The organism is Streptomyces pinistramenti (assembly GCF_020564935.1).
In the GTDB taxonomy this organism is placed as follows: Bacteria; Actinomycetota; Actinomycetes; order Streptomycetales; family Streptomycetaceae; genus Streptomyces; species Streptomyces pinistramenti.
Genome location: NZ_JAJCXB010000105.1, coordinates 1 through 11837 on the forward strand (window position 1 = coordinate 1; position 11837 = coordinate 11837).

Genomic DNA, 11837 nt, shown 5'->3' on the forward strand with positions numbered 1-11837 from the left:
GTGGTGACCAGTTCGTGCGCCCGCGCGCGGGCCGCGGCGCCGTGCCTGGCGCGGCGGGCGGGGTCGCGGAGCAGGGCGCAGCAGGCGTCGGCGAGGGCGCTGGGGTCGCGGGCGGGGACGACGAGGCCGGTGCCGCCGATGACTTCGCGGACGGCGCCGACGTCGGTGGAGACCGTGGCGCGGCCGCAGAACATCGCTTCCACCAGGGGGCGCGGGAAGCCTTCGGCGATGCTGGGGAGGACGAGGACGGTGCCGGATGCGTAGGCGTCCGCCAGGGTCGGCGCTGCGGGGCTGCCGATCCGCTCGAAGCTGACCGGGTTCCGGCCGGCAGCGCGGTCGGGGAAGAGCTGGCCGGCCAGTGCCCGGCAGTGCGCGAGGTAGCCGGGCGCTTCCGGGTCGCCGGAGGGGCCGCCGATGATGCGCAGGGTGGCGTGCGGTGCGGCCGTGCGGACGGCGGCGAAGGCGCGCAGGAGTCCGGCGAGGTCCTTGGCCGGTTCGACGGCGCCGACCCACATCAGGGTCGCGGAGTCGTCGGCCGCGGCGTCGGGGACGGCGGCGAACGGCGCGGCGTCCAGGCCGGGGCGGACGGTGCGCAGCCGGGCCGGGTCGGCACCGCAGCGCTCCTGCCAGCGGCGGGTGTGGGTGTGGCCCGGGGTGATCAGCGCCGCCTGGGCGTAGGTCTCGGCGGCGAGGGCCTTGCGGAAGGCGGCGAGGAGGGCGCGTACGGGGGCGCCGAGGGGCGTGGCAGCGTGCGCGAGGTAGTGCTCGCGCAGGCGTGCGCCGTACTCGGTGACCAGGAGCGGGGTGCCGAAGAAGCGTTTGGCCAGCAGGCCCGGAAGGGCGGCGGGGCCGGTGGATGTGGCGTGGCAGAGGTCGGCGGCGGCGAGCCCGGGGGTGCCCTCGCCGCCGTACCAGTCGAGGGAGAGGGGGCGCAGCGCGCGGGCGAGCTGGTCGGTGGCGGACAGCAGGTCGGGGACCTGTGCGGCGTGCGCGGCGTGGAGGGTGCCGGGGGCGTGGCAGACGCGTTCCAGGATGCGGAGGGTGTCCTCGGAGCGGAACAGGGCGGCCAGATGGATGTCGCGGGCGAGGTCGGCGAGCCCGTAGAGACCTGCGGCGAAACGGTCCGCCTCGGTGGTGGCGGCCGCTGCCGGGGTGGCGGCGCCGGGGGGCGCGGCGGCGAAGGCGGCGGCAAGGTCGCCGAAGTGCTGGGCGAAGCGGCGGCGTTCGCGGCGGGCGGGGGTCCGATGGCGGTCGTCCTGGCGGCGGGACCGGGCGGCGGGTGCGGGGCCCTGGAGCGGGGCGCGGCGTACGCGGTGGACCTGCGGGGGCGGTGCGGGACGGTGTCCTGCGGTTCTGCGGGCGTCGTCGGTCAGGGCGTAGACGTCGAACTCGTGGCCCGTGAGCCCGCGTACGAGCCGCTCGCACCACAGGTACGACTCACCCGGCGCGTAGGGATCGGCACCCTCGGTGAGCAGTCCGATGCGCACGAGTGCACCCCCGTCCTCGATATCGGCGTCCTGGCCCGACGGCCCGGCCGTCAGCTCCAGGGAGACGCTATGCAAAAGGGCCGGTGGTGGGGGGGGGGGGGGGGGGGGGGCGCGGACGGTTGTCCGTCGCACCACCGGAAGGGGTGAACGCTCGTAACTTTCCGCCCCACAAGGCGTTTCGGCGCGATAAGGCGGACCCGTACCGTCCCGCCCGGCGCCGCGCGGCGTCACGGTAGCCGCGCCCGCTCTCCTCAGGCGGCCGCGCGACGCGCCCTCCGGTCGGCGGCCGCCTGCGGATCGAGGACCGGCACGGCCGTCAACAGCCCTTGTGTATACGGGTGTTGGGGGTTGTCGTACACGGCGTCGACCGGCCCTTCCTCCACGATGCGGCCGGCCCGCATCACCGCGACCCGGTCGCTGACCGCACGGACGACCGCCAGGTCGTGGGCGATGAAGACCAGGGACAGGCCCAGGTCGCGGCGGAGTTCGCCGAGCAGGGCCATCACCTGGGCCTGGGTCGTCACGTCGAGCGCGGAGACCGGTTCGTCGCAGACCAGCAGCCGGGGCGAGGGGGCCAGGGCGCGGGCGATGCCGACACGCTGGCGCTGGCCGCCGCTGAACTCGTGCGGGTAGCGGTGGTACCACGCCGGGTCCAGGCCGACCCGCTCCAGCAGGTCCCGGGCCCGTCGCCGTACCTCGGCGTCGTCGAGGCCGCCCGCGGCGCGCAGCGGGTCGGCGACCGATTCGCCGATGGTGCGCCGGGGGTTGAGCGAGGAGACCGGGTCCTGGAAGACCATCTGGAGGTCGCTGCGGAGCGGGCGCAGGGCGCGCTCGCCCAGGCCGCCGATGTCGCGGCCTTCGTAGTGCAGCGTGCCCGCCGTGGGGTCCAGGAGGCGGACCAGCATCCGGCCGACGGTGGTCTTGCCGCTGCCGGATTCGCCGACGAGCCCGAGGGTTTCGCCCGCCCGTACGGTCAGGGAGACGTCCGCGACGGCGGTGGTGCGGCGGCCGCGGCGGCCGAACTCCCGGCGCAGTCCGGCCGCTTCGAGCAGCGGCGGGGCGGCTGCCGACGCGTCGGCAGCGGGTCCTGGAGCGGCGGCCGGCCGGTCGGCGGCGTGCAGGGCGGCGCGCGGCGCGGGGAGCGCCGCCGCTCCCCCGCGCGCCGTCTCGATGCGGGGCACGGCGGCGAGCAGGTCCTTGGTGTACGGCTCGCGGGGCGCGCCCAGCACCTGGCCGACCGGGCCGCGTTCGACGGCCCGCCCGCCCCGCATCACCAGGACCTCGTCGACGCTGCCCGCGACCACGCCGAGGTCGTGGGTGACCAGCAGCAGTCCCATGCCGGTCTCGGCCCGCAGGGTGTGCAGCAGGTCGAGGATCTGGGCCTGGACGGTGACGTCGAGTGCGGTGGTCGGCTCGTCGGCGATCAGCAGGCGTGGTTCGCAGGCCAGGGCCATCGCGATCAGGGCGCGCTGGCGCATCCCGCCGCTGAACTCGTGCGGCCTGCTGCGGGCGCGCCGGGCGGCGTCCGGGATGCCGACCCGGTCGAGTGCGGCGACCGCGCGGGCCCGTGCGGCGCGGCGTGAGGTGCCGGGCCGGTGGACGCGGTGCACCTCGGCGATCTGGTCACCGATGGCGTAGTAGGGGTCGAGCGAGGACAGCGGGTCCTGGAAGATCATCGCCGCGGTGCCGCCGCGCAGCGCGCGCAGGGCGTGGTCCGGGGCCGCGAGGACGTCCGTGCCGTCGACCCGTACGGTGCCATCGACCCGGGCGCCGGTGCCCCGGTGCAGGTCGAGCAGGGCCGCGGCGACGGTCGATTTGCCGGAGCCCGACTCCCCCACGATGCCCAGTGCGCCGCCGGCCGCGAGGGTGAACGACAGCCCGTCGACGGCCCGTACGCCGTCGACGGCGCCGGTGCCGCCGGGGAAGGTGATCGCGAGGTCGCGGACCTCGACCAGGTCGGCGGTCATGTCAGGGTGACCCTTCGGTCGGCGAGTGCGTACAGGACGTCGGCGATGGCGCCCGCGAGGACGACGGCGGCGCCGATGCCGAGCACCGCGCCGACCACCACAGGGAGGTCCACGGTGCGCACCGACTGGACGGTGAGCCGGCCGATGCCCGGCAGGCCGAAGAGGGTTTCGGTGAGCATCGCGCCGCCGAACATGGTGCCGAGGTCGATGGCGTTGAGCGCGATGACCGGCGGCAGGGCGCCGCGCAGCGCGTGCCGGCCGATGACCGCGCGCTCGCGCAGGCCGTAGGCGCGGAAGGTGCGGATGTGGTCATCGGCCAGCGTCTCCAGGGTGGCGGAGCGGGTCAGCCGGGCGTACTTGGCGGATTCGAGCAGGGCCAGCGCCGTCCAGGGGAGCAGCAGGTTCCAGGCCCACTGTTCGGGGTCCTCGGTCAGCGGCACGTAGGTGGGGAACGGCAGCCACTGGAGGCCGGCGCAGAACAGCATCAGGAGCAGCAGTCCGGTGATGAAGACCGGGGTGGCGGTGCCGGCCAGGGTCAGGACGGTCAGGACGCGTTCGGTGGTGCCGCCGCGGCGCAGGGCGGAGAGCAGTCCGGTGCCGACGCCGAGCAGCAGCCACAGCACCATGGCGCCGAGCGCGAGCGAGGCGGTGACCGGCAGCCGGGACGCGAGGAGCGTGGTGACCGGCTGGTCGTTCTGGTACGAGAGGCCGAGGCAGGGCGCGTGGCAGTGCAGTACGCCGGTGCCGGTGGAGTAGTCGCGGCCGGCGACGAGGCCCTGGAGGAAGTGCAGGTACTGCTGGAGCAGCGGTTCGCCGAGGTGGAGCTGTTCGCGGACCTGGCGGATCTGTTCGGCGTTGCAGCGGGGCCCGCAGGCGAGCTTGGCCGGGTCGCCGGGTGCGACGTAGAAGAGGAGGTAGACCAGGGCGGAGAGCAGGAAGAGGACGATCAGCGCGCCGCCCAGTCGGCGCAGGACGTAGCCGGTCATCGGGCGGCACCCTTCGTCGTGTCCGGCGCCGCCGCGGCGGCCTGTTTGCGGGCCGGGCGCGGACCGGCGGTGCGGGTGCCCACCCGCAGGCGGGAGCGCTCGCGCGGGTCGAGTGCGCCGCGCACCGCGTCGCCGAGCACGGTGAACGCGAGCACGGTCACGAACAGGCAGGCGGCGGGCAGCAGGACATACGCCGGGTCGGCGCGGAACCACGTGGTGGCGGTGGACAGCATCTGGCCCCATGAGGAGGTGGGGGGTTTGACGCCGATGCCGAGGAACGACAGCGACGCCTCGACGACGATGTTGGAGGGCACCAGGATCGCCGCATAGGTGATCACCGGCGCGGCGAGCGCGGGCAGCAGTTCGCGGCGGGCCACCCGCCAGGGTCCTGATCCGCCGAGCCGGGCCGCCGCGACGTGGTCGAGCTTCTTCAGCGACAGCGTCTGGGCGCGCACGATCCGGGACACACCGCCCCAGTTGAGCAGCCCGATGACGACGATCAGCAGCAGCGGGCGGGGGAATTCCTCGGGGACGACGGCGGTCAGCGCGACGGCGAAGACCAGCATCGGCAGCGCGACCAGCACGTCGGTGAAGCGGCTGAGGACGCCGTCGAGCAGCCGGTTGCCGAAGCCCGCCGCCAGGCCGACGGCGACGCCGATCAGGACCTGCACGACGGTGGCGCCGAGCGCGACCAGCAGGGAGACCTGGGCGCCGTACAGCAGCCGGGAGAACAGGTCGCGGCCGGTGCCGGGTTCGACACCCAGCCAGTGGTCGGCGCTGATCCCGCCCAAGGAGCCGGTCGGGACGCCGCCGCGGGCGGAGTCGATGAGCTGGTCGTGGTAGGTGGTGGGGTCCTGGCCCTCCAGCGCCGACAGCAGCGGTGCGCCGAGGGCGAGGAGGGCGAGCACCGCGAGCACGGCGGCGGCCGCGACGGCCGACGGGCGGGCGCGCAGCCGCCGCCATGCTCCGGATTCCTGGGGGTCGCTCACGTTCTTCCTGCCGGCCTTACTTGACCGCGACCTGCGAGATGTCGAGGACGCCATCCCAGTCGCTGATCACGATGTTCTTGACGTCCTTGCCGTAGAGCCGCTTGTAGACGGGGTGGAAGAGCGGTACGGACAGGGCCTGTTCGCCGATCTTCTTGTCGAGGGCGCCCCAGCGCTCGGCGGCCGCGCCGAGGTCGGTGAGCTTGTTGATCTCGTCGATCTCGTGGTTGACGGCCGGGTCGTCGAGCTGGGCGTGGTTGAAGTTGTAGGCGTCCTTGACGATCTGCCGGCCGTCGTAGATCGGCGCGATGAACGGGCCGCCGGAGGGCCAGTCGGCGCCCCAGCCGCCGATGAACAGGCCCGGTTCGTCCTTCAGGCTGTGGACCTTGTCCTGGTAGTCGTTGTCCTCAAGACCGGCGAGCTTGACGGTGATGCCGGCCTTTTTGAGGGCTTCCTGGACAGCGGTGGCGATGTCCGGGCTGGTCTCGAAGTTCTTTGCCGTGGAGTGGGTGAGGGTGATGCTCAGCCCGTTCTTGTAGCCCGCTTCCTTGAGAAGTTCCCTGGCCTTGGCCGGATTTCCGGTCTTTCCGGCGGGGAAGGGGTCGGCTCCGGTGTAGCCGAAGGTTTTCTGGTTCGGCAGGAAAGTGGTGGCGGGCTGGGCGAGCGAGGATCCGCCGGCCGCGTTGACGACGCTCTGCCGGTTGACGGCGTAGGAAATCGCCTGCCGGACCTTCGGGTTGTCGAAGGGCTTCACCTTCGGGTTGAAGGCGAGGTAATTGGTGTAGCCGAAGTGGCCGGTGCCGACCCGCTTCTGGAGGTCCTTGTCGCCGGCGATCTGGGCGAGTTCGGCGGGCCCGAGGTTGGTGTCGGTGGTGACGGCGGCCGCGTCGGCGCCGGCTCCGGTGGACAGCCGCTGGTTGATGACGGCGGAGTCGAGGCCGGATTTCACGTCGATGGTGTCCGGGTAGGCGTGCCGTTCCTTGTCGGTCTTCTCCGACCAGTACGGGTTGCGCTTCAGCAGAATGCGCTCGCCGTCCCCGGTGTTCTTGACGACCTTGTAAGGGCCGGACGAGAGGGGGTGCTCCTCGTATTTCGTTCCGGTGTCCTTCTTCCTCGGCACCGGCGCGAACTGGGTCTGCGTCGCAAGGAGCGGGAATTCCCCTTCGGGCTTCTTCAGGTGGAACACCAGGGTCTTGGCGTCCGGCGTCTCGATCGACTTCAGGCCGTCCTTCGACGTGTCCTTGTAAGGACCCTGGTATTTCTCGCCGCCGACCAGCCAGTCCCGCAAATAGGGTGCGCCGCCCGACAGTTCGGCGGCAAACGACCGCTCGATGCCGTATTTGATGTCCGCACTCGTGATGGGCGACCCGTCCTCGAACTTCAGGCCGTCCTTGAGGGTGTACGTCCACACGGTGGCGTTCTTGCTGGGCCGCCCGGTGTCGGTGGCGAGGTCGGGTACGGCCTTGGCGCCGGCCGCGCCGTTCTCGCGGTTGCGGGTGGTGAGCGTGCGGAAGACCAGGGTCGGGACCTTGCCGCCGCCGGACGTGTACTGCCGGGCGGGGTCGAAGTCGCTCTGCGGCTTGGAGTTGAGGACGGTCAGCGTGCCGCCCTTCTCCGGCGCTCCGGCGCCCTGCGCGCCGCCGTCCTCCGGGCCGCAGGCCACGGCGCCGCCGGCCAGCGCGACACCCACCGCTGCGGCGGTGAAGCGGCGCGCGGTACGGGGGTTCCGGCGGGGGCCGGCTTCGGGATGGGGATGGGCCGCTTCGGCCATGACGGGGTTCGCCTTTCACAGCGGGACGCACCCGCAGAAGGCGGCAGGGAAGGCGCATGACGCGCGAGGCCGCCCCTGCGGAGGCGTGGACGGGTCGGTCACGCGGAGACGCGGGGGAAGGGCCCCGGCCGGAGAGCCGCCCGCCGTCGTACCGCGTGAACTGCGCGGTTGCCGGAGTGCTCTGCGGAGCCGGGGAGGGCCTCAGCGACAGTCGATGTCGGCAACGGACTGCACGGACACGCCGATCAGCGCCAGCTCTATGGCGGCGAGGGCGACGGCGTGACGGTGCGGCATGGGCAGAACATTGAACGAATTTGCGATTCCTGGCAAAGGCATCTCGCCATGAGAGACACCCCGTCTCACGCCCGCCCCGCCGCCGCCCCACGGCGCGAGCCCGCCACCTGACACCAGGTCACCCGGCCCGACGGAACACTTCCCGACGGATCAGTTCCCGGTGGGATACGGCCACGCGTTGGGCCGGCAGGTCACACCGTCCGTCGTCAGGAACTTCGTCTGCTGCATCATCACCGGCGCCAGTGCACCCTGCGCACCGCAGACCTCGTGATCGTGCCCGAGCCGGTGGCCGACCTCGTGGTTGATCAGCATCTGCCGGTAGGCGAACAGCTTGTCCTGACCGTACGTCTTCGCGCCCTGCGCCCAGCGGTAGGCGTTGATCATCACGCGGTCCGTCGCCGCCGAGTCGCAGGAGACGTTCTCCTCGGACGTGTCCAGGCCGGACTTCGCGCACCATTTCGCGGTGGTACCCGGGCTCGCCAGCGAAATCACGAAGTCGGCGGCACCGGACGCCACCCGCTCGAAGGTCCGCGTCCCGCCGTGCGCCCAACTCCGGTCGTCGTTGAGGGTCTTGTGCACCGCCTCGGCGAACAGCGCGCCGTCCAGCCCCATGCCGTCCTCGACGTCGACGCGGTAGCGGAGCACCTTGCCGTGCCCGGGAGCCTTCGCGGCGCCGCCGGCCGGGGTGAAGTGCCCGGAAGCGGTCAGCTGCGCGTCCAGCGGGAAGGGCTTGGCCATCCGCTGCTCGTACGAGGCGGGCTTGGCGTCCTGCGGCGGGCGCGCCTGCGACCGGCCGTCCGCCGGGTCGGCGGGGTCCTGGCCGCTGTTCGCCTTCCCGTCGCCGCCCTGCCGGTGGTCGGCGACCTGGCCCGCGACGACCACGGCGAGCACCGTCGTCACGGCCGCGGCCGCCACACCGGTGAACGTACGGCCCATACCGCCCTTCCTGCCTTCCTCCATCCGCGCGGCCTCCCCCGCGCCGGCCGGCACCGCGGCCCGCTCCGCTTCCTCTCCGTCACCCCCGGACCCGTCCCGCGGCTCCGGTACACCGGGCGCTTCCCGGTCGAAGACCACCGAACGCCCGGTGAACCGCCCGCCGTCCGGTATCCCGCCCGCCGGCCGCCGACCGCCCGGCGCCGCCGCGTCCGGCTCAGGCCCCTCCGGCTCCGCCGCCGCGCCCCGGCCGCCGCCCGCGCCCTCGTCGGCAGCGAACGCCTCCAGATACTCACGCCGCGGCCCGGGTATCCCCCCGGCCGCACCCGACGGCGGACCGAGCACGGGCCCACCGCCGAATACCCCTGAACTCCCGCCCGCTGTACCGCCGTTGACGTCTCCGGCCGCAGACGCGCCCCGCACACCGTCCGGCTCCGCCGCACGCGGACGCGGCACCCTCGGGGCGCCCCGCACGGACCCCCGGCGGGCGGCGGGCGGGCCGGGCGCGGACGCGCCGGGCACCGAAGGGGGCAGCCCCCAGCCGCCGCCCGGCTCACGCTGTTCGGGATGGCCGCCGCGCACCGTCTCGCGCCACGGCCCCCGGGGCGCCCGCACCGCGCCCTGCGGCCGGCCGCCGGTCCCGGGGTGCGGCTGCTCGCCGTCGGCCGGCCCGCGCCTGCGGCGGCCGGTGCCCGGTCCGGCCGGTGCGTGGTCGTCCGGCCCCGCCGCCGCGGCGGGGGGCAGCCCGGCCGTCCCCGTGGTGTCGTCCCCGTCCTGCGACCCGCCTGTGCGGCTGTGGCGTCCCACCGGTCCTGTCAGCTCCTGCCCGCGTCGGCGGTCGTCTCGTCGTCGAGCAGCTCGCGGATCGCCCGAGCCACCGTCTTCGGGTACTCCATCATCGCCACGTGGCCCGCCTCCGGAAGGGTCAGCAGCCGCGAGCCGCGAAACGCCCCGGCCGCCCGTCGCGCCATCCGGTAGGAGACCAGATGATCGCGCCCACCGTAGACGAGAAGGGTGGGCGCAAGTACCCGCTCGGCCTGACGCCACAGATTGTGCTGCCCGCCGAGCGTGTACGCGTTGACCAGGCCACGGGCGGAGCGTTCCATCGCGTCCCAGAAGTAGGGGAGTTCGAGCCGCCTGGCGTACTCGGTGACCGCCGCACGGAACCCGTCGGGCGTGACCCGCCCGGGGTCGCCGTAGCAGAGCGCCAGCACCTCACGGGTGCGGCGCTCGGGCGTCCACTCCCGGGTGAGACGGCAGAACAGTCCGGCCGCCCCGGGGACCGCGAGCAGCGCGGTGGGGACGGCCGTCAGCTGCGGCCGCAGCTCGGGCAGCGCGGGCGAGATCAGTGTCAGGGTGCGGACCAGGTCCGGGCGGGCGGCCGCCACCCGGGTCGCCGCCGCGCCGCCCATGGAGTTGCCGATGAGGTGGACGGGGCCGCGCCCGGAAGCGTCGAGGTAGCGGATGACGGCGCGCGCCTGCGCGAAGACGGAGTAGTTGCCGTCGTCCGGGGGCGGGGCCTCACCGAAGCCGGGCAGGTCGAGCGCCTCGCCGTCCAGCCGGTCGGCGAGCAGCGGCATCAGCGCCGACCAGTTCTGCGAGGAGCCGCCGAGACCGTGGACGTACAGCGCGGGCTCCCGCTCGCCACCGCCCGTGCCCGCGGCCCGCGGCGCACCGCCCCCCGTGGCCTCGGCCGGCGTGCGAACGGTCAGCGTCAGCCCCGGCAGGCTCACGGTGCGCACCGTCTCGCCGGCTTCCTCCGGTCCGCCGGGGCCGGCTGGCGGCACCGGGAGGGCGGCGGTCCCGGTGTCCGGCGACTCGGTCGAAGACATGCTGTCGATGTTACGAGATGATCACGCAGGCGCTCGTGTGTTCGCCGTCACACACCGCATCGCGCCAGGAGGGCCGCTCTCCTACGCTCATAGCAAGGGCGTTCCCGGCCCCAGACGCGCACCAGGCGCCGCCCGGCAGTGCCGGCCGGCGGGAAAGGGAGCGATCATGCCCGTCGATCCGACCGATCCGGACACCTTCGAGGACGAGGAGACCGCACAGAACGGCGCGGAACCCGGCATGGAAGCGCCGGAGGCCGACACCGCCGAGCAGCATGCGGACGTCACGCCCCGCCGCGACATCGCGTCGCCGGACTCCGACCCGGACTCCGCGAACGAGGCGGACCGTGTCGAGCAGTCCCGCATCGTGGACCTCAACGAAGACGAATACCGATGACCTGGGGGGTTATGTCAGCTTCTGACAACGGTCCGGACCAGATTTTCTCGGCTTCGAGCACGCACAGCCGGGTTACCCAAAAGTACGATGGCGGGCGCGGTGCACCATCTTGCGCGTGCCGCGTACGGAACGACTTCTGGGAGGCAGCGTGAGCGCCATCGAGCAGACCGAGGCGGCGCGCCCGCGGGGCACACGCCTGCCACGCCGAGCACGGCGCAACCAGCTTCTGGGTGCGGCACAGGAAGTGTTTGTCGCGCAGGGCTACCACGCGGCCGCGATGGACGACATCGCCGAGCGGGCCGGCGTCAGCAAGCCGGTCCTCTACCAGCACTTCCCCGGCAAGCTCGACCTCTACCTCGCGCTCCTCGACCAGCACTGCGAATCGCTGCTGCACTCGGTGCGCACGGCGCTGGCGTCGACGACCGACAACAAGCAGCGCGTCGCGGCGACGATGGACGCCTACTTCGCCTACGTCGAGGACCCGGGCGGCGCGTTCCGGCTGGTCTTCGAGTCGGACCTGACCAATGAGCCGGCCGTGCGCGAGCGGGTGGACAAGGTCTCGTTGGAGTGCGCCGAGGCGATCTGCGCGGTGATCGCCGAGGACACCGGCCTCTCGCGCGACGAGTCGATGCTGCTGGCCGTGGGCCTGGGCGGGGTCTCGCAGGTGGTGGCCCGCTACTGGCTGTCGTCCGAGAGCAAGGTGCCGCGCGACACCGCGGTCGGCCTGCTGACCTCGCTCGCCTGGAAGGGCATCGCGGGATTCCCGCTGCACGGCATCGACACCCACTGACCGTGTTCGCTCCCGGCGTGCTCCGGGGTGCCCTGCGCGTCCCCGTGCCGGGCTAATGTGGCTGCGTACGGCGCGGATGGCCGCGCACCCAACTGACCGTCGGAGGGACATCAGCCGTGGAGGTCAAGATCGGCGTGCAGCACGCGCCCCGCGAGATCGTTCTGGAGAGCGCGCAGTCTGCCGAAGAGGTGGAGGGCGCCGTTGCCGACGCCCTGGGCGGCAAGTCGCCGCTGCTGAGCCTGGTGGACGAGCACGGCCGTAAGGTTCTGGTCCCGTCGGACCGGCTGGCCTACGTGGAGATCGGCGAGCAGTCGGTCCGCAAGGTCGGTTTCGGGGCGCTCTGAGCCTGGGCGCCGTACGGGCGCCCGCAGTCACAGTGAGCGGCGGGCCGGAGGTT

General features: G+C 73.4%; 11 protein-coding genes. 3 read left to right on the forward strand and 8 right to left on the reverse strand.

From position 1 onward, the window contains the following. The 8 genes from LIU39_RS33970 to LIU39_RS34000 form a co-directional block, all read right to left on the reverse strand. A partial coding sequence (locus tag LIU39_RS33970; protein ID WP_227050847.1) for a DUF3492 domain-containing protein occupies positions 1 to 1487 on the reverse strand: 1487 nt, incomplete at its 3' end. A gap of 251 nt (positions 1488 to 1738) precedes the next feature. Then, entirely contained in the window at positions 1739 to 3454 is a 1716-nt protein-coding gene (locus tag LIU39_RS33975) for a dipeptide ABC transporter ATP-binding protein (RefSeq protein WP_227050838.1), read from the reverse strand. Further along, entirely contained in the window at positions 3451 to 4440 is a 990-nt protein-coding gene (locus LIU39_RS33980) for an ABC transporter permease (RefSeq protein WP_227050839.1), read from the reverse strand. Before LIU39_RS33980 ends, LIU39_RS33975 begins: the two co-directional genes overlap by 4 nt. Then, positions 4437 to 5429: an ABC transporter permease gene (locus LIU39_RS33985; protein ID WP_227050840.1), complete on the reverse strand. Its 993-nt coding sequence runs from the start codon at positions 5427 to 5429 to the stop codon at positions 4437 to 4439. Before LIU39_RS33985 ends, LIU39_RS33980 begins: the two co-directional genes overlap by 4 nt. 16 nt (positions 5430 to 5445) lie before the next feature. After that, positions 5446 to 7197 (reverse strand): ABC transporter substrate-binding protein, encoded by a 1752-nt coding sequence (locus tag LIU39_RS33990; protein ID WP_227050841.1) that lies wholly within the window; start codon positions 7195 to 7197, stop codon positions 5446 to 5448. Between the two features lie 201 nt (positions 7198 to 7398). Then, complete coding sequence (locus tag LIU39_RS35740; RefSeq protein ID WP_372464154.1) at positions 7399 to 7491, reverse strand: Ms4533A family Cys-rich leader peptide; 93 nt, start codon at positions 7489 to 7491, stop codon at positions 7399 to 7401. 150 nt (positions 7492 to 7641) lie between these two features. Next, on the reverse strand, positions 7642 to 9231 hold the full coding sequence (locus tag LIU39_RS33995) for a DUF3152 domain-containing protein (RefSeq protein WP_227050842.1): 1590 nt from the start codon (positions 9229 to 9231) through the stop codon (positions 7642 to 7644). Positions 9232 to 9239: 8 nt separating this feature from the next. Continuing rightward, entirely contained in the window at positions 9240 to 10256 is a 1017-nt protein-coding gene (locus tag LIU39_RS34000; protein WP_227050843.1) for an alpha/beta fold hydrolase, read from the reverse strand. A gap of 166 nt (positions 10257 to 10422) precedes the next feature. Between LIU39_RS34000 and LIU39_RS34005 the strand changes: the two genes are divergently transcribed. From LIU39_RS34005 to LIU39_RS34015, 3 genes are all read left to right on the forward strand, one after another. Continuing rightward, positions 10423 to 10650: an Rv3202a family protein gene (locus tag LIU39_RS34005; RefSeq protein ID WP_227050844.1), complete on the forward strand. Its 228-nt coding sequence runs from the start codon at positions 10423 to 10425 to the stop codon at positions 10648 to 10650. A 148-nt stretch (positions 10651 to 10798) separates the two neighbouring features. After that, positions 10799 to 11440, forward strand: coding sequence for a TetR/AcrR family transcriptional regulator (locus tag LIU39_RS34010; protein ID WP_227050845.1), 642 nt, complete (start codon positions 10799 to 10801; stop codon positions 11438 to 11440). A 116-nt stretch (positions 11441 to 11556) separates the two neighbouring features. Further along, positions 11557 to 11784 carry a DUF3107 domain-containing protein gene (locus LIU39_RS34015; RefSeq protein ID WP_227050846.1) on the forward strand — a complete coding sequence of 76 codons (228 nt, stop codon included), beginning with the start codon at positions 11557 to 11559 and terminating at the stop codon, positions 11782 to 11784. The last annotated feature ends 53 nt before the right edge of the window (positions 11785 to 11837 follow it).

Bases quoted from the DNA above. Each gene is read 5' to 3' on its own strand.
- LIU39_RS34005 (WP_227050844.1), top strand. From the start codon at position 10,423: ATGCCCGTCGATCCGACCGATCCGGACACCTTCGAGGACGAGGAGACC.
- LIU39_RS34000 (WP_227050843.1), bottom strand. From the start codon at position 10,256: ATGTCTTCGACCGAGTCGCCGGACACCGGGACCGCCGCCCTCCCGGTG.
- LIU39_RS33980 (WP_227050839.1), bottom strand. From the start codon at position 4,440: ATGACCGGCTACGTCCTGCGCCGACTGGGCGGCGCGCTGATCGTCCTC.
- LIU39_RS33975 (WP_227050838.1), bottom strand. From the start codon at position 3,454: ATGACCGCCGACCTGGTCGAGGTCCGCGACCTCGCGATCACCTTCCCC.
- LIU39_RS33990 (WP_227050841.1), bottom strand. From the start codon at position 7,197: ATGGCCGAAGCGGCCCATCCCCATCCCGAAGCCGGCCCCCGCCGGAAC.
- LIU39_RS35740 (WP_372464154.1), bottom strand. From the start codon at position 7,491: ATGCCGCACCGTCACGCCGTCGCCCTCGCCGCCATAGAGCTGGCGCTG.